The organism is Cronbergia sp. UHCC 0137, assembly GCF_034932285.1.
Taxonomy (GTDB): Bacteria; Cyanobacteriota; Cyanobacteriia; order Cyanobacteriales; family Nostocaceae; genus Cronbergia.
In genome coordinates, this window is record NZ_JAYGHC010000026.1 from 62,882 (window position 1) to 81,063 (window position 18,182).

Sequence of the window (18,182 nt, forward strand, 5' to 3'; positions counted from 1 at the left end):
ATCGCTATTTTCGCTTTTTTCGCCATCAATGCTGATATTACGGAATAACTAACCACAGAGGCACAGAGTTCTCAGAGGAATGAGGTTTTGAGAGATATTTTGTGTACGTCCTGTCTATGATCAAATGTGCTGTATGTCGAATGGCAGAAGATATTTTCAGGAATATTTAGTTAACATGATTGAAAATCAAAGTTATATCTTGCCAATTTCATAACTAAATAGCATCACATTTCCAAGATTTGAAAAGATACAGCATATTTCATTACAAATGAGATAAAAATTTGAATAATAAAACTCTTGTGATGCGGTCAAGATTTGTACCTGATAACAGTAGTAAGTGCTGTGATTTGTGGTGCATTTTAACTAAATTCATGCAGTTTAAGTTTTAAGAGGAAAATATGAATTTTAATTGGGACTATAGCCAAGTTTTTGCTCTAGTACAAATACCTCTGGTATTTTCGAGTCCTAACTTCTTCGTAGCTTTGCTATGTGGTGTAGTTATGGCATTTGGTTTTCAATTATTACTAACAAATCTCTCATTGGCTGTAGGAATTTCCAGCATAGGAACTGGTGCATACTCTGATCATGATGATGCTGAGACAGTAGGAGGTAAGATTCGTAGAATAGAAGCTAAAGTTGGAATTTGGACGCTTTTTACTTCCAGTTTTGCATTATTCCTCGCTTGTTTTCTAGCAGTCAAACTCAGTTTAATAGAAAGTATATTTTTAGGGGCAATTATCGGTGTAGTCATTTGGTCTACTTACTTTACAATAATCATGTGGCTTGGTTCTGGTGCTGTAGGTTCTTTAATTGGTTCTTTTGTTAGCACTGTAACCAATGGTATTCAAGGTTTAATGGGTACAGCTACCACTGCTATTAGTGCTAATGCTGGTCAAAAACAAATGGTGGCTACAGCCGAAGAAATTACAGCCGCAGTCCGTCGAGAATTAACTTCAGGCTTTGATGCTGACAGCATTAGAAATACTCTACAAAAGTCTTTGAGTTCTCTACAGTTACCAAACCTAGATATCAAAGAAATTAGAAGTCAATTTGATCAATTGCTAAAAGATTTAGATTTACGAGATATTGGCGATCGCCATTTTTTAGAAAATATTAATCGTCAAACTTTCTTTGATTTAATCAGCAGCCAAACAGATTTTTCTGAAACACAAGTAAATCAAATTTCTGACCAACTAGAAGCCGCTTGGAAGCAAGTTATAAATATCGAACAAAATCCCACAGAAAAAGTGCTTGATTTGATTAAATCTGCCAGTCTAGAAGAATTACAATCTGAAAAATTAGGTGAACGTCTTCAAGAATTAATAACTGTTGGTGGAAATGGCAAACAAACTAATGGTTTCCTCAATCAAGCCATTCAATATGGTTTAAGTGCGGCTGGAACAGCAGTTTTAAATAAAGTTAATCTTGCTGATATTAATGTTCAAGAAATTACCACTGAACTAAAAAAAATTGGTGGTCGAGTTCAAGATGTTGATGTAAATAAAATTATTGAGCAACTAAAAAAAGTTGTTGATACAACAAGTGAAAGAGCGAATCAGATTGGTAATAAATTATCTGGACAATTCGCAACACAACCTGAAAATACTATTAAAAGGGATGTAGAGAATTATATTCTCACTTCTTTTCCTTGGCATTTCAACCGCATTACAATTCAAGATGAATTTAGAGAAGTTATTTATGACCCAAATGCAAATCCCAGAATTGTACGCAGTGAATTAGAAGAAATAAATCAAGATTATTTCACTAATTTACTTAAACAAAGAGAAAATATTAGTGAAAACAGGGTTCGAGAAATTGCAGAACAATTAGAAAGTATTCGTCAAGAAGTTTTAGCAATTGTTCAACAGACGGAGAAACAAGAAAAGTCTCAAGAACTTCGTAGTAAAATAGAAGAATATTTACGTGATTCTAATAAAGAAGAACTAAATTCAGAAGCTATTGAGCGTGATTTTAGAATTTTACTAGAAGACCCAGAAGCTAATTTTGAAACTTTACAAGAACGCTTGAGTGAATTTGATCAGGAGAGGTTTTCACAACTGCTTCAGCAACGCCAAGATATTAGTGAAGATGAAGTTAACAATATTATTTCTCAATTAAAAAACACTCGTGATAATATCATTAATCGCGCTAGACAAGTGCAGGAACAAGCATTAAGCCAAACTGAACAATTGCGTCAAAGGGTAGAAGATTATTTACGAAATACAAACAAAGAACAACTCAATCCTGATGCTATTAAACGTGATTTCCGAGTTCTGTTAGAAGACCCACAAGCGGGAATAAATCTTTTACGTTCTCGTTTATCTCAGTTTGATCGTGATACGCTGGTGCAAATATTGAATCAACGTCAAGATCTAAGTGAAGAACAAATTAACCAAACCTTAGATTCTTTAGAAACGGTCAGAAATAATATTTTACAAGCACCTCGAAAGGTTGCAGATAGAGCAAAAGAACAGTATCAACAAACAACAACAGCCATAGCTGAATATTTACAAAATACCAATTTGGAAGAACTCAATCCAGAAGGTATTCAGCGAGATTTGCAACAGTTATTTAATGAACCAAAAGAAGGTGCTTTAGCATTACGAGATCGTTTTTCGCAAGTTGACCGCGAAACCATAGTTAAACTGCTTTCTCAACGAGAAGATTTGAAAGAAGAGCAAGTTAATCAAATTGTTGATTCTGTAGAAGAAGCAATTGGTAATATTATCAAAGCACCGCAACGTTTAGCAAAACGTACTACTAAACAAGTGCTAGATTTTGAACAGAATCTAGAAAACTACCTACGCAACACCAATAAAGAAGAACTAAATCCCGAAGGTATTAAACGCGATTTGCAAATGTTGCTATCTTCCCCCCGTGCGGGTATGGGAAGTTTAACTCAACGGGTTTCTGAATTAGATCGTTCTACACTAATAGCTTTGCTTTCTCAACGGGAGGATATTTCCGAAGAAGAAGCTAACCGGATTGTAGACCAAATTGAATCTGTGCGTGACTCCATTGTGGAACAATTCCAGCAAATTCAGCAAAGAGTGCGATCGCTAGTTGATAGAATTTTTGACAGAATCCGAAACTATCTCAACTCTCTAGAACGTCCAGAACTCAATTATGAAGGACTTCAGCAAGATTTAAGTAAAATATTTGACGACCCCCAAGCCGGATTTGAAGCATTGCGCGATCGCCTTTCTCAATTCGACCGTGATACCCTAGTCTCTATCCTCAGTTCCCGTTCCGATATCTCCCAGGAACAAGCCAATCAGATCATCAATCGCGTCGAAGTTGCGCGAGATAACGTATTACACCAAGCCGAACGCATCCAGCAAGAAACCCAAAAAAGACTGCGAACAATTAGAGAACAAGCAAAACAGCAAGCAATTGACAGCAAAGAAGCCGTAGCCGATGCTGCTTGGTGGTTATTTAACGCCGCCTTTGTCTCCCTTATAGCCTCAGCACTAGCTGGAATTTTAGCCGTAATTACTCCCAATCTCTTTATTTAGAGTAGGACTTACGTAAAATATAACTCAAACTCTCATTCCTCTGTGTTCTCTGTGTCTCTGTGGTTAGTTTATTCCGTAACTCGTGCGTAAGTCCTATAAAGTTTCAATAAATTTGTAATCAAGCCTCTCATTTGAGAGGTTTTTTTCTGTTTTATAGCAGTTTTCAGATCAGCAAGGTACTGTAGGGGCGGAGTTTCCCTATCTCCCTCTCCTCCATAAATTCCCATAACATGAATTAGATGCAAAAACGCAGAAATATCAAGTAGAATAGCAATAAATTAAATTAAGTATAAAACTTTTACCAAAAAACAGCAGCGACTTAATTATTATGCAACCCCAAATACTCCCTATTCCCTTTCACTTTGACTCAAATAAAGTAGGTGAAGTGTGGCGTGTACCTTATCAAAAATGTGCCGCCGATGCTGAACTATGGGCAAAAGAACACAATATCCAACCAGCATATTTAGATCAAAAACGCATTTGTTTACTATTAATTGACGTACAAAATACTTTCTGTATTCCCGAATTTGAATTATTTGTTGGTGGTCAAACTGGAACTGGTGCAGTAGATGATAATAAACGGTTGTGTGAATTTATTTATCGCCATTTGGGGTTAATCACAAGAATTATTCCCACATTGGATACTCACACCGCAATGCAAATTTTTCACCCCATTTTCTGGATAAATGCTGCCGGAGAACACCCCACCCCCGCAGCTACCAGCATTACCTCAGCAGATATTGAACAAGGTATCTGGACGGTTAACCCAGCAGTTGCTAATAGTGTGGCAAATGGCGATTATGAATTATTAAAACAACAAGCTAATCACTATGTTAAAAAACTTAGTCAAGACGGTAAATATCCCTTAACAGTTTGGCCTTATCATTCTATGTTGGGGGGAATTGGTCACGCTTTAGTTTCGGCTGTGGAAGAGGCAATATTTTTTCATAATATCGCTCGTCAAAGTCAAACACAATTTGAAATGAAAGGAGAAAACCCTTTAACAGAAAATTATTCTATTTTACGTCCAGAAGTTTTGCTAGGTTTTGATGGTCAGCCAATTGCTAATAAAAATACAAGTTTAATTAAACAACTTTTAGAATTTGATGCTGTGATTATTGCCGGACAAGCTAAAAGTCATTGTGTTGCTTGGACAATTGATGATTTATTAACAGAAATTCAACAGGTAGATGTCACCCTGACAAAGAAAATTTATCTATTGGAAGATTGTACTTCTCCTGTTGTTGTGCCTGGTGTGGTTGATTACACCGAACAAGCTAATGCGACCTTTAAAAGATTTGCAGAAATGGGAATGCACATTATTAAATCAACTGATTCATTATTTTGTTAAATAACCTTTAGGATCTTCGGCTACCCAACCTAGAGAACCCTGGGTACGCATTTCAAAATGCAGATGGGGTTGAGTGCTGGTTGGTTTTCCTGTTGTTCCTACTGTTCCCAATATGTCACCTTGTTTGATTTGTTGACCAAGAGTAACGTTAATTGTGTCTAATTGGGCATAGCGGCTTTGCAATCCCCCATTATGGTTAATTATCACTAATTTGCCATAGCTTTCCTGCTCTTTAGCAAATACTACAACACCAGGGGCGATCGCTTCCACAGAACTACCCACTGGTGCAATCAAATCTATACCACTATGAAAAAAAACTTTCCTGGTTACTGGTTCAATTTGCCAACCATAAGCTAATCCTACCGTTGTCTCATTCTTCAAGGGGAACCCAGCTATTTTGACTATTTCCATAGTAGGCATAGGAGAAGCCATCACCAGTCCATTTGTTGAGTTCTTTACCCCTGGAATCAGTGGAACAAACACAATTTTGGGGTCTTTTTGGCAACCATTCACCTCAAACAAAGTATCCACCCGGATTTTATATTTAGCAGCTACTTGTCGCCAAGTTTGGCCACGAGGTACTTGTACTACAATGCCATTAAAAGGAGGAATCTGAATTTCAGTATTAACTTTCACGTAACCATTCCTGACAGATGGATTCATGGCACTAATCGTTTCCGGTACGAGATTATATCGCTGCGCTATACTCTCCAAAGTTTCACCACGACTGACTGTATGGCGTTGAATGCGAGATAAGGCAGGAATAGAACAACTCGATTCAGCAGCTTTGCTATTTTCTGATTGTAGCAACGTGGAAGCTATTGCTAAACTGCTAACTAAGCTACAAACCCACAGTGGACGAGTAAAAAGATTCATGTAAAAATTCACAATTCCAAGATTAAACATGAGAAAATGAAATCATCATCAACACCCTGAACAAGGATTACTACTAATTCTAGATTTTAAATAAAAACTTTTAAAGTTGGGGGTATGTCTGATGGTGTATTTTCCTCCTTTATGTCTCTTAATATCTGGCAATTATTGTCAAAATATAAAGTTTATAACCCTCATTATAGTAGGGTGGGCAATGCCCACTAGACCTGATTGATAAAATGCAAGATATTAATATCCACCATTTTCTAAATTTGTTTGTTCATTTGTCCGTTGCTTCACTAGACTTAGAAATTAGTAACTGTGTTTCTATATCCTTGAGAAAATTTATTTTTAACTGTTATGAACTTATCTTGGAAACAACTGTTGGTATATCTTGTTTTAGTGGTAATCGGTAGTGGTGCCGGGTTGGTGGGAAGTAGATATCTTCTACCAGACAATCGTGAATTTCAAGAGTTGAAAAATGTTACAGCAGCTTTACCTCCAGAATCAGTGATCTCTCCTACTGCTAACGGTGCAATTAATTCTTCTGGAGAGGACAATATAAATTTTATTGCCATGGCCGTGGAGAAAGTAGGACCGGCGGTTGTGCGAATAAATGCTACTCGTAAAGTTTCTAATCAACTTGCTGACGCTTGGAAAAATCCTGTTTTGCGGCGGTTTTTTGGTGAAAATGAGCAAATAGTCCCCCCAGAACGCATTGAACAAGGTACAGGATCAGGATTTATTTTGAGCGAAAAAGGCGAATTGCTGACCAATGCCCATGTGGTAGCAGATACAGATACCGTCTTAGTAACTCTCAAAGATGGTCGGACTTTTGAGGGTAAGGTGGTAGGGGTTGATACTGTGACAGATGTAGCAGCAGTTAAAATTTATGCCAATAATCTACCTACTGTTAAATTAGGTAGTTCACAAAATTTGATCCCTGGACAATGGGCGATCGCTATTGGCAATCCTTTAGGTTTAGATAATACTGTAACTATCGGCATTATCAGCGCCACAGGCCGCACTAGCGCCCAAGTAGGTGTTCCCGATAAACGAGTTAGTTTTATTCAAACGGATGCAGCAATTAACCCTGGTAACTCTGGGGGACCCCTCTTAAATGCCCAAGGTCAGGTAATCGGTGTTAACACTGCTATCCGTACAGATGCCCAAGGACTGGGTTTTGCTATACCCATTGAAACAGCAGCCCGTGTCGCTAACCAGTTATTTACTAAAGGACGTGCAGATCACCCTTTTTTGGGGATTGAAATGACAGACCTTTCTCCTCTCCAGCAACAGCAAATCAATCAAGACAATAACCTCAACATTCCCCTAGATGTGGGTGTTGTCATTAAAAGGGTTCTGGCCAATTCCCCCGCCAAAGAAGCAGGATTACTCCCTGGAGACGTAATTCAAAAGATTAACGATAAATCTGTGAAAATCGCCGCCCAAGTGCAGAAAATTGTGGAATCCAGTCAGGTCGGAGAGGTTCTAAAAATTGAAGTCAGCCGCAATGGTAAAACTCAAACCTTTCTACTCAAGTCAGGTGTGTACTTAAAAAAGTAGTTAGGAGTTACCCAGGGTGAACGGCTGTTTCTCCATACAGGAGTTTAGAAGTTACCAATCACCCAACTCACAATTTTTCTTCTAACTGCATTCTTTGTTCCATTTGGCGCAAAAAATACCCTGTCATCATTGCTGATGCTAGTAGCCCTGCTAAATTATCCCGGTCTGTGGTAATTTGCACGTTAAAACTCTCTGACGGAAGCATTCCCACAAGCCCTTGGACGTTTTGGGAAATTATCTGTTTAATTTCTGGGCTGACGGACTGGGCTACACGAGCTAATACTTCAGGGGATTGATGCTGTAAATATTTGAGTAACTGGTTCGGGTTTTCCCCAAAGTGATCATTTAGAAGCTGATTAGTGTGTTCCTCGGAGTTGTCGTTCAAAAAATCAGGATCAAACACCATTGGCAATCGTTGTTAGCTTAAGTTGCTAATTCTACTTTAAACCATAGTACAAGCCTAGCGCATTTTCCGCAGCGATTGGTCATTAAGAATAGAGAAAAGGTTAAAAAAGCAAGGTGTAATTTCTTTCATGTTCCACTAGATTATTCCTCAATGCCGTTTAACTCTAGTTCTAATTGATTATCTTTTTTGTCCGTGGGGAAGATTTGCGGGAGTTGGTCAATTTGGAAATATTGATGAAATTTTGGAGTCACTTGTAATGAGTATGAGCGCGATTCGGGATCTCGACGTTTTTTAATAAAACCTGATTCTACCAGTTCTTGAACCTGTTGATATGCTCCTGAACCACGGAGGTTGATTAAATCGCTTTGAAGTATGGGACTATGGAGAGCGATCGCTGCTAATGTTCTTAATGCTCCTACACCTAATTCTACAGGTATCAATGTTTGCACTAATTCTTGAAAGTCTCCTCGTAGTTGTAAACTATAACCATTGGGAGTTTCTACGACTTCTAGGGCGCTATCCCTGTGGGCATAACTGTCTATCAGTTCAATTATCCCTTCTTCTGCTGTAGCGCGATCGCACAAGCCATATTCTGCTATTTCAGTCAAAGTTAAGGGTTTACCTTTTAAATAGAGTATTGCTTCTATTTTCGTCGCTATCGCTATCTTTTTGGACATTGGGCAGAATTTTAAAAATTCAAAAAGCCTTTTTTAACAGCCTTTTGACAATTATTTAAGTGGATGTAACGTTAGCATATTTAGGTTATTTTGTCAAGATTGGCGGTTGGTGAGAATAAATTCAGCGATCGCTAGATCTTGGGGTGTGGTAACTTTTAAATTAGTCTCTTCTCCTGGGACAATTCGCACTTCTATCCCGCATTTTTCCAGCAAAGCCGCATCATCTGTTACTTCCCAGCCTTGAGTTAAACCTTTGGCGTGACACTCTTTCAACAGCTTAACATCAAAACCCTGGGGAGTTTGGGCTGCCCAAAGTTTTTCTCGGTTGGGTGTACTTTGAATAATTTTATTTTCATCGACAACTTTAATAGTATCTTTGACAGGTATGGCGGCAATTAACCCAGAACAATGGTGAATAGCTTCAGCACAAGTATTGAGTAAATCTGGGGTAGCCAAGCAACGAGCGCCATCATGGATTAAGACTTGTTGCGCTGCCTTTGGTAATGCTTGTAAACCATTGTACACCGACTCTTGACGGGTAGCACCACCGGGAATTAATTCTACTGGTTTTGTTAGCTGTAAGTCAGCAATAATCGACTTAAAATCAGGCCAATCAAGGGGTTGGGAGATAATTCCTATCCAACTAATTGAACTTGCGGCTTCTGCGGCCAATAAAGTCCAAGCGATAATTGATTGCGATCGCACCGTTAATAATAGTTTATTGCGATCGCTGCCCATTCTTTTGCCACTTCCGGCCGCTGGAATTAATAAATACACAATAACTGTCCTGATTTCCTCTCTTGAGCCGTTCAAGTTTTAATTGTTTTAATATACTTGATTTAGAGTAGCAATTATTTTAAATTTATTATTTCCGGGAAAAAATCTTGATTTAAACATTCATCTATAGAAAATTGAAATTCTATGGGAAAATTATCAATTTCTAAACCCGTTTCTAACGCAGCCTGTTTTCTTCCATCTTGATAACATTCATTAAATACCTGAAAAAAGTATTTTTTTAAACTTGGACTTTCAGTTAAACCCTCAATTAATCTTCGTCTATGCTCAAAGATAGTAGACAACCAACTCTTACTAGACTTTTCAGGCTGATATTTATATTTTAGTAGGTGCATTAATACCACCAATAAATTACTTTTTAAAGCTCTTTTTTCACTTCTCCCCAGGCTTTCGATTTCTTCAATTAAATTTTCTAAATCAACTTCAGCCAAATTCCCCGCTTTTAAGTGATTGGCTGTAGTTTCTATCCACAGATAAAAATCTGCTTCATAAAGATTAGAATTTGTCGAGGCTGTGGGTTGAGTTGCGGCCATTTGCCCGAAACCTGTTTCGATAACTTGTGACAATTATATTATAAACTAGGGATTACCCATAATAAATATTATGTATGCGAGTAGTAGCCCTTGTACCTGGCGGAATTGAGGAGCAGATTCTCTTTTTTGCCACTATTGATGATCTGAAGCGTAATTATCCCCAAGCCCAGATCGATGTGGTTGTTGAACCCCAATCAAAGGCTGCTTACCGGGTGAGCAAATCTGTTCACGAGGTATTTACCTTTGATTACAAAGATCGTAACAGTTTAGCAGATTGGGGTAACTTAGTCGGCACAATTCGCGATCGCGAATATGATGTTGCTATTACTACTAAACAAAGTTGGTTTACAGGTTTGTTACTCTGGTTGACAGGAATCCCTACACGTATTGGCTATCAAGGTAATGGTGCAGTTTTTCTCACCCATCCCATACCCCTTAACCCATCCAAATACTTGGCAGCGATGTATCATGATTTGCTGCAACCTTTGAATATTAAGACACCATGCCCAGAATTAGCCGTAAATATACTCAAATCAGATATTGAATGGGCGCGAAACGAACAACAACGGTTAGGAGTAAATGAAACAGGATTCATTTTGGTTTATCCTGGCTCAAGTAAGTCATCATCAGATATCATCTACCCTGTAGAGAATTGGCAAGAAATAATTCAAGACTGCCAAAGCAAACAACCAGATTTACCAGTGGTATTAATTAATGATCAGCAAATAGGGCGATCGCTCTTAGATTCTGCTGTTAATATCAAACTAACTTCCCCAGATAATATCGGCAAGTTAACTTCCATGATTGCCGGGGCAAGTCTCATGTTAACAGTCGAAGGTGTACCACTACAACTCAGTGTAGCCGTACAAACCTATACGATCGCTCTTTTAGGATCAACAGAACCAGCCAAAATATTACCGAAAAGTGATAAATTCCTGGCTATTAAATCCCCCACATCCAAAACCGCAGATATTTTACCTAAAACAGTCCTAGAAAAAATCTGGGGAATGTAAACGAATTGGGGATTGGTAACAGGAAAAAGGAAGAATGAAGGAAGACAGTTAGGAAGCAGCGAAAAGGAACAAAAATAAATCTTGTTACCAATTACCAATTACCAATCACCAATTACCCATCACCCTTTTTAATCAACTCAAAAAAAGCATCATCTAATTCATAACCCAAGATTTGTGCAAAAGATTTAAGCCGGAACTTATTGGGAATACTTTGTTGTTTTAACCAATCACTCAAAATAAAAATTTTATGCATTAAAAAGATTTCCAAGGCTTCAGGGTTATATTGTATACCTTCCTTAGACATAAACTGATGAGGTACTAGCATAGCCGTATAGCGTGCCAATTCCCCAGCCTTCCAGTCTAGTAAAAATGGCAACCAAGGATATCTAGCATCTAAACGTACAAACCACAGCCGCAACTCTGGAATTTCTGATAATTCCCTGGGATCACCAACTTCTTGTTCATAGTTGATCTCAAATTGTAGCTGTTGTTCGTAAGAACCAATACTTTTGTTTTGCATCAGTGGTTCAATTACCGTTAATGCAGGTGACAACTCCAGATTATTAATCGTGTGATTATTGATGGTAATTATAATTGTCATTGATTAATTAGCTACTTTATCGACAATCCAGAGTAGCAGCTTTTAGTCATATACGCTAGTACCAGAATTAAAAATTTAGACAAAAAATTAGCACACCTTCCCCAAGGTAGACATTTTTACGAACTTTAAGTTAAAGTTGTAATGAGTTTGTTTTAAACCTCTATTTAGGGTTTGCTGGAAAAGTTATCTGTGAGGGGAGGGAACAGGGAACAGGGAACAGGGAACAGGGAACAGGGAACAGGGAACAGTTTTAGCTATCTGGATATCCTCAATTTCCTATATCTGACAAAGAAAAATGCCACCGTTTTGAGACACTATTAGCCAAAACTTTGCACATTTTTGTGACAAAAACCATCGAAACCCTTATTAATAAACGGGTTTAGATTTATTCAGCAAGCCCTATTTAGATAATAGCGATCGCCCGAAACACAAATCATACTTCAATTAAATAAATAGACGTAAAAAAGCATCCCTAATCGGTGTTAAGTATATTCTTTATCCTGTGCGTAAGTCCTGTTATAGTTCGTTACATAGTTGGATTTTTCGGTGTCTCCCTACTTATACAAAGCCAAAAATATAGCTTAATATCCTTGCAATAAACATTGAAAGGCAAAACTAGAATATGTATAAACCAGCAATTTCTACCAAACCAATTCGTTCCTTAGAAGATGCACTAGATCGTTGTCAAATGCTTGGTATGCGGGTTAGTCGTCAACGACGATTCATTTTAGAACTACTTTGGCAAGTAAATGAGCATCTTTCCGCCAGAGAGATTTATGATCGTTTAAACCAACAAGGAAAAGATATTGGACACACCTCTGTTTATCAAAATTTAGAAGCACTATCTACCCAAGATATCATCGAGTGTATTGAGCATTGCAATTGTCGTCTATACGGACATAACAGTGAAATGCACAGTCATGTCAACTCTTTAGACACAAATAAAATTCTAGATGTTCATGTAGAACTACCAGAATCGGTCATTCGTCAAGTTGAAACACAAACAGGCATCAGCATTAGTAACTATACTATAAACTTTTATGGCTATCAAAATTCCCCAGACAATCAAGATAACCATTAATTATTAGTCAAGAATTGCAAAACAGGTAAAAATAAGAATAAACCAGCTAAGTATTGTGGTAATTTTGAGGATGGGAATAACAATTTGATTAGGGCTTGCTTAGTAAAGCTAAAACCTAGATAGATCAAGAGTTTGAAACTTAAAAAGGTGAATCAGGTGGAAATTGACTAAATTCAAGTATATTCTTCTAAATTCTTCCTCCTGACTCCTAGCCCTAACCAAAAGACCTTTTTTGCAAACCCTAATTAAATTATGAGCGATCGCCCTTTAAAATTACTATTAATCGACCCAGATCCTATTTTCCGTCTAGGGTTATGTGTAGCCCTGGAAACAATTTCCAACATTCAAATAGTAGCGGATGTCGCAACTGATACCGCAGCCCTAAAATTTTTAGTAGAACTAGCAGCACAAGACCCCAACCAAGTAAACTTATTAGTTTTAGAATTAGGTAATGGTCGTTCCATCGAATCACAACAACTGAGTTTACAATTTTGTAGGCAAATCAAAGCTTTATACCCTCATCTTCCCATTTTTCTCCTCAGTTCTGCGGAACAGGACATCCTTTTAACCGCCAAAGCACTTGGTGTAAATGGCTACGCTCCCAAAGGCTTACCAATTTCTGAATTAGTCCCCGCCATGCAAAAAGTAGCTAATAACGGTTATTATTGGTTTTGGGAAAAGATAACTACCGACCTATCTACTCCCCAGACTATTTCCCTATTTCCTCATCTATCGTTTTTTAAACTGCGGAATAATTTGCGTTTGTCAGGAATTAGCTATATTGATACCAGCTTAAAATTAGTAACAACACAATTACAAATCCCTGGAATACCATTATTAGATAAAGCCGTCTTAGCCGGACAACAGCGAGAACTTTTAGCGGCCCGTTGGTTTTTGAATAATTTATTAACTATACCACAAGAAAGACAGCAAGAAAAACCTGCTCAACAAATAAATCCACCTATTCCTCCCATTAGCAGCGTCATCACAAAATCAGAACCACAACAGATACCAAATGTGCCGCCTTTAATGAGTCCTAGATCATTACAATCAGCTTTATTTTCATCTTGTGTTTATAAATTCCAATTCTCCTTAGAGAATATCACAGAATTGCCATTAGAAATTGATATTCTGCGTGAAGAAAAAAAACGAGAATTACTTTATCTTATCCTGCAAAAACTAGCCCAGCAATTGGAAGAACTACGATTTGTACAAGTTAAATTAGACCAATTACATGAATTAAAAGATAAAATATTACTTGATTTATGGCAAGCAGTAATTACAGAATTTTTTGGTAAATTTACCCAAATAACTGTAGATAATAAAAATATAGAAATAGTCAATTATTTATTAGAAAATCCAGAAGCAGTAAAAACAGAAATCCTCAATAAAATTCCCTTAGTTATCGAATTGTTTTCTTATTTGATATTACAAACAGATTTATATATAGACAATAATTCCTATCCAGCAGGAAGTGAACAGGCTAAATTCCAAGCATCAAGAATCTTAGAAAATTTATTAATCCAGATAGGTAATGCTGTATTACAACCATTATTAAATTCCCTAGCAGATGTAGAAATTATTAAACAAAACTTTTATCATCGTCAGTTAATTTCTACCAGAGAAATTGAAAAATTTAGAAATAACTTATCCTGGAAATATCGTTTAAATAATTATATAACTGAAGCTCAGGCAATTTTTGAAAGTCGTTATGATTTATTTGTATTTACACCCCGTGGTATTGCCAAAATAGCGATTTATGCACCACGTTCTCAAGAATTAGCTCAACTATCTGGTATTCCCCTAACAGTCACACTCCTGCTAGAATTTAGAGATGCGATCGCTCCTGGTTTACAATCTCTATTATCCTTTGTCGGTAGTGGTATTATCTTCGTTCTTACCCAAATAGTCGGTCGTGGTTTAGGTTTAATTGGCCGTGGTATTCTTCAAGGCATTGGCAGTGTAACTTTACCAGAAAAAAAACCACCTGGCAATCATGACAAAACCAAGCGATAAATAAAATGATATTCACCTACCTACAAATTCCAATCGCGACGAAAATCGAAAAACCCTTCCAGAAAATCCTGTAAAAAGTGATTTCTATTCAACCTTTGCTTACCCCATTCCCGAGCAGTTTGCACCAAAATATCTGAAAAACTGGGATACATAACTGCTAAATCGCCTAAACTTTCCACCTTAATATTTTTCGACATTATCAATGCCACCAGATTAATTAACTCCTGGGCTTCTTGTCCCAAAATAGAAGCGCCCAAAATTTCACCATTTTCTAAAACAATTAATTTACAAATACCCGTGATTTCACCCTGCACTTGGGCAGCAATTGACGTTTTAAAATATTTCCGTAAAACTAAAACTTTATTTTTACCATATCTTCCTCTAGCTTGTATCTCTGTTAAACCTACCTGTGCCACCATTGGTTGAGAATTTATTCCCCAAGGAATACACCGATAATTAACCAATAGTCTAGAGAAAAAAAGCGCGTTTTTTACAGCAATATTCGCCTCATAATTACCAATACTAAGAATATCATAACCCCCAATCACATCTCCACAGGCATAAATTCGCTCGTTCGTAGTTTGCAACTTATCATTTACAACCAAATGGCCTCGTTGCCATTTCACCCCTGCTGCTGCCAAATTCAGCAATTCTATATTAGGCTGGTGTCCAGTTGCCACTAAAATTTCATCAGTTTCAATTGCCTTATCTCCCACCTGAATCCATTTTTTGCCCTCAATACACCGTGTTTGAGTAACTGGCCTTTGAGTCACAACACGTACACCATCAGCTTCTAATTGCCCTAGTAATAATTCTCCAATTTCTCGGTCAAGATAACGAAAAACATTCGACTGTTGAACTATCAGTGTGACATAGCAACCCAACCGCCTTAAAAGTTGAGAAATTTCCACACTTTGGGGTACACCTCCCAGAATTACCCAATTTTCAGGCAAATTTGTTTTAACTAAAATTTCCCCAATATTGCTGAGGGTAAAGTAACCAGTAGATTCAATTCCATCAATTTTAGGAATAGCCGGCCTTGAACCACAAGCTAGTAAATAAGTGCGAGAACGTAATAATCTCCCATTAACTCCAAAAGCCAGTTGACGTGAAGGCAGAAACTCACCACCACCAACAATCACATCCACTCCTTGGGCAGCTAAGTTAGATAGGGAATTAATTTGAGCAACATTGTCTGCAATAGTACGAGCGTATAAAATTACCTCGTCCAAATTAGACTTTACATTGCCAGACCGACCCACCATTTTACCGATTTCTTCCAGTGCAAGGTGATAGTTAAAATCGTAGTTACTCTCTGATTCCACCAAAGCTACTGTTGCCCTGAGTTGGGTAGCAGTTAAGGCAGCTTGGTATGCAGCAAGACTGCCGCCAATAATCACGACATCATAATCAATAGTCATTAAGCAAGAAGTGACAGGGAACAGGGAACAGGGAACAGGGAAACAGGGAAACAGGGAAACAAGGAAACAAGGAAACAAGGAAACAAGGAAACAAGGAAACAAGGAAACAAGGAAACAAGGAAACAAGGAAACAAGGAAATTGATCCAGTCCCCTTATCTCCCCCATCATCTCAGAACTAACTCCAGGGCAGTTAGTAAACGTTGGTTATCAGACTGAGTGCGTACCGAAACTCTAAAAAAGCGATCGCCCAATTCCTTAAAACTCAAGCAATCACGAATTAAAATTTGGTGTTCTTGAAGCAACCTTTTTTGTAACCCAGAACTAGACTCTTGACATTCCACCAGAAGGAAGTTTACAGAACCTTCAAAGGGGTGCAATCCAGGAAAATTAGCTAAACCTTGAAAAAGTTGGTTTCGTGCCGATGGTAGCCACTGCCAAGTTTCTTTTTGAAACTCTCGATCCCCAAGGGCAGCAATAGCCGCTGCTGCGGCCAAAGTGTTCACAGGCCAGGGATCTCGCCATGATTGCCATCGAGAAAGACGGTCAGGGTGAGCGATCGCATATCCTAATCTTAGTCCCGGTAAACTGTAGAATTTGGTGAGCGATCGTAATATCACCAAATTCTCATAGTCCTGCACCAACGAAATCAGGCTTTGTTCCTCATCAACAGGCAAAAAATCCATAAACGCCTCATCCACCACCACCAAAGCAAACTGTTCCAAGTAAGGCAAAATAGACCTCCGTGAAAACAACTTACCAGTTGGATTATGAGGATTGTTCAACAGAAATCCATATCCTTGAGATAAAGGAGTCAAAAGCCTCAAATCAGCCAAGTCAGGAACAGAACCATAGACAGGCACAGGAGAAATTTCCCAGCCCCTTCCCTCCAAAACAACCGGAAACTCCAGAATTTTAGCCTTATAAGCCGCCAGAGTGCGGTAATAATCGCCAAAAGCCGGAGTCATCACCACAGTTGCCTCTAATTGTGCCAACTCCCTACCAGCCAAAGTTAATAACTCAGCCGAACCATTACCCGGCAAAATCCACTCAGGAGGCACTTGATGAAAGTGACTGAGAGCAAGTCTCAGTTCACTATAATTTGGGTCTGGATAATGCCTCAGATCATCAAGCCGGGACATAATAGCAGCAATAACACTGCTTGGAAGACCCAACGGGCTGATACTGGCAGAAAAATCCAGAATAGCTCCAGGGGGACAGCCAGCCAGTGCTGCTGCCCAGTTTAAATTTCCCCCGTGTGCTTGTTGCTGCATCAAAAATAGATTTCCTACAACAGAAACTATTCTTTAGGTTCTTTTGGGGGAGCTACTCTTTCTCTAAAAAGTTTCCCCGCAGAAAACGCAGGAACTTTAGTAGCTGGAATTTCCATTTTCTCATTAGTTTTTGGGTTACGACCTTCGCGAGCCTTGCGTTCCCGCGATTCAAAAGAGCCAAATCCCACCAGAGTAACCTTATCACCAGACGAAACAGCCTCGATAATAGCGTCTATAACCGCACTCAAGACCTGATCCGCCTGTTTCTTCGTCACATTAGCCTTTTCGGCTATTACATCAACCAATTCACCCTTGTTCATATCAAACTCCTTGAGGTTTAGTGGAGATTATCTTCAAGATGCAACCTTTGGCATCTTTACATAAATCTCTGTGTAGAGAATTACAAAAATCTTCCCTTCAAAGCATTTCTGCTCAAAATGGCTGCAAATCTCATTGGCTAGACTTTTCAATGAATCATTCTAAGGTGTTGTAGCCAGAAGTGGATAGATGAAACCATTAATTTATATAGATTTCAGGATTTTTTGTGCTTTTAGAGTCATTATTGCACTCCAAACACCCCAATATTAAGAATAAATACTCATCTTCAAACTCCTGTCCATAGTGAAAATTAGATTTTCTAACAACCCGAACTCCTTCCTACTCCTCTACATAATTTCTCCACAGCTATTGAAAATCCAAAAACCTTACACCACAAGCTTTTTAGCCATTAAGCATCTTCTAAAATACCCCCCTCAAAAAAAATATTGCCAAAACCCTTGACACAATAGAAAAAGTATTGCTATATTAGTTCGAGTGAAGGGCAAACGCCCACAACGACCGAACCGAGAAAACAAAATAATACTTTGAAAGAATAAAGACAACCATTCCTCGTCAAAAAAACTTTAAAGCTTAGTATTTTCTTAAAAAGAAAGGAAATACAGAAAGCTAAAAAATTGATGCAAGAGCTATAAGAACTCAAAACTCAACAAAATGGAGAGTTTGATCCTGGCTCAGGATGAACGCTGGCGGTATGCTTAACACATGCAAGTCGAACGGTCTCTT

General features: G+C 38.1%; 15 protein-coding genes and 1 rRNA gene. 7 read left to right on the forward strand and 9 right to left on the reverse strand.

Translation table 11 applies throughout. The features are described 5' to 3' along the window. Window positions 1-398: 398 nt before the first annotated feature. Both VB711_RS15075 and VB711_RS15080 read left to right on the forward strand, forming a co-directional pair. The gene (locus VB711_RS15075; protein ID WP_323286938.1) at window positions 399-3,515 is read left to right on the forward strand and encodes an MFS transporter; all 3,117 of its coding nucleotides are present in this window, start codon (window positions 399-401) and stop codon (window positions 3,513-3,515) included. 328 nt (window positions 3,516-3,843) lie between these two features. Continuing rightward, the gene (locus VB711_RS15080; RefSeq protein WP_323286939.1) at window positions 3,844-4,866 is read left to right on the forward strand and encodes an isochorismatase; all 1,023 of its coding nucleotides are present in this window, start codon (window positions 3,844-3,846) and stop codon (window positions 4,864-4,866) included. Here VB711_RS15080 and VB711_RS15085 read toward each other — a convergent pair. Then, window positions 4,855-5,742, reverse strand: a complete 888-nt coding sequence (locus tag VB711_RS15085) for a M23 family metallopeptidase (protein ID WP_323286940.1) — start codon at window positions 5,740-5,742, stop codon at window positions 4,855-4,857. The genes VB711_RS15080 and VB711_RS15085 overlap by 12 nt on opposite strands. A gap of 357 nt (window positions 5,743-6,099) precedes the next feature. Between VB711_RS15085 and VB711_RS15090 the strand changes: the two genes are divergently transcribed. Next, the gene (locus VB711_RS15090) at window positions 6,100-7,305 is read left to right on the forward strand and encodes an HhoA/HhoB/HtrA family serine endopeptidase (protein ID WP_323286941.1); all 1,206 of its coding nucleotides are present in this window, start codon (window positions 6,100-6,102) and stop codon (window positions 7,303-7,305) included. Between the two features lie 67 nt (window positions 7,306-7,372). On the opposite strand, the gene VB711_RS15095 is transcribed toward VB711_RS15090, so the two are convergent. From VB711_RS15095 to VB711_RS15110, 4 genes are all read right to left on the reverse strand, one after another. Continuing rightward, window positions 7,373-7,711, reverse strand: coding sequence for a DUF760 domain-containing protein (locus VB711_RS15095; protein WP_323286942.1), 339 nt, complete (start codon window positions 7,709-7,711; stop codon window positions 7,373-7,375). A gap of 140 nt (window positions 7,712-7,851) precedes the next feature. Continuing rightward, window positions 7,852-8,388 carry an SMC-Scp complex subunit ScpB gene (gene scpB / locus VB711_RS15100; protein WP_323286943.1) on the reverse strand — a complete coding sequence of 179 codons (537 nt, stop codon included), beginning with the start codon at window positions 8,386-8,388 and terminating at the stop codon, window positions 7,852-7,854. Window positions 8,389-8,481: 93 nt separating this feature from the next. Beyond that, window positions 8,482-9,165: a 2-C-methyl-D-erythritol 4-phosphate cytidylyltransferase gene (gene ispD, locus VB711_RS15105; RefSeq protein WP_323286944.1), complete on the reverse strand. Its 684-nt coding sequence runs from the start codon at window positions 9,163-9,165 to the stop codon at window positions 8,482-8,484. A 74-nt stretch (window positions 9,166-9,239) separates the two neighbouring features. After that, a complete protein-coding gene (locus VB711_RS15110; RefSeq protein WP_323286945.1) occupies window positions 9,240-9,716 on the reverse strand; it encodes a DUF29 domain-containing protein in 477 nt (158 codons plus the stop codon). Window positions 9,717-9,790: 74 nt separating this feature from the next. Between VB711_RS15110 and VB711_RS15115 the strand changes: the two genes are divergently transcribed. Continuing rightward, the gene (locus tag VB711_RS15115; RefSeq protein WP_323286946.1) at window positions 9,791-10,729 is read left to right on the forward strand and encodes a glycosyltransferase family 9 protein; all 939 of its coding nucleotides are present in this window, start codon (window positions 9,791-9,793) and stop codon (window positions 10,727-10,729) included. A 112-nt stretch (window positions 10,730-10,841) separates the two neighbouring features. Here the strand turns inward: VB711_RS15115 and VB711_RS15120 are convergent, their stop codons facing one another. Then, window positions 10,842-11,330 carry a CRR6 family NdhI maturation factor gene (locus tag VB711_RS15120; RefSeq protein ID WP_323286947.1) on the reverse strand — a complete coding sequence of 163 codons (489 nt, stop codon included), beginning with the start codon at window positions 11,328-11,330 and terminating at the stop codon, window positions 10,842-10,844. 622 nt (window positions 11,331-11,952) lie between these two features. Here VB711_RS15120 and VB711_RS15125 point away from each other — a divergent pair. Beyond that, window positions 11,953-12,411: a Fur family transcriptional regulator gene (locus VB711_RS15125; protein ID WP_323286948.1), complete on the forward strand. Its 459-nt coding sequence runs from the start codon at window positions 11,953-11,955 to the stop codon at window positions 12,409-12,411. A 252-nt stretch (window positions 12,412-12,663) separates the two neighbouring features. Beyond that, complete coding sequence (locus tag VB711_RS15130; RefSeq protein ID WP_323286949.1) at window positions 12,664-14,427, forward strand: DUF3685 domain-containing protein; 1,764 nt, start codon at window positions 12,664-12,666, stop codon at window positions 14,425-14,427. Between the two features lie 20 nt (window positions 14,428-14,447). Here the strand turns inward: VB711_RS15130 and VB711_RS15135 are convergent, their stop codons facing one another. The 3 genes from VB711_RS15135 to VB711_RS15145 form a co-directional block, all read right to left on the reverse strand. Continuing rightward, window positions 14,448-15,848, reverse strand: coding sequence for an NAD(P)/FAD-dependent oxidoreductase (locus VB711_RS15135; protein ID WP_323286950.1), 1,401 nt, complete (start codon window positions 15,846-15,848; stop codon window positions 14,448-14,450). A gap of 165 nt (window positions 15,849-16,013) precedes the next feature. Beyond that, window positions 16,014-17,120, reverse strand: a complete 1,107-nt coding sequence (gene cobD, locus VB711_RS15140; RefSeq protein WP_323286951.1) for a threonine-phosphate decarboxylase CobD — start codon at window positions 17,118-17,120, stop codon at window positions 16,014-16,016. 26 nt (window positions 17,121-17,146) lie between these two features. Beyond that, window positions 17,147-17,440 carry an HU family DNA-binding protein gene (locus VB711_RS15145; protein ID WP_323286952.1) on the reverse strand — a complete coding sequence of 98 codons (294 nt, stop codon included), beginning with the start codon at window positions 17,438-17,440 and terminating at the stop codon, window positions 17,147-17,149. A gap of 667 nt (window positions 17,441-18,107) precedes the next feature. Between VB711_RS15145 and VB711_RS15150 the strand changes: the two genes are divergently transcribed. Next, a 16S ribosomal RNA gene (locus tag VB711_RS15150) occupies window positions 18,108-18,182 on the forward strand; the annotation flags it as partial.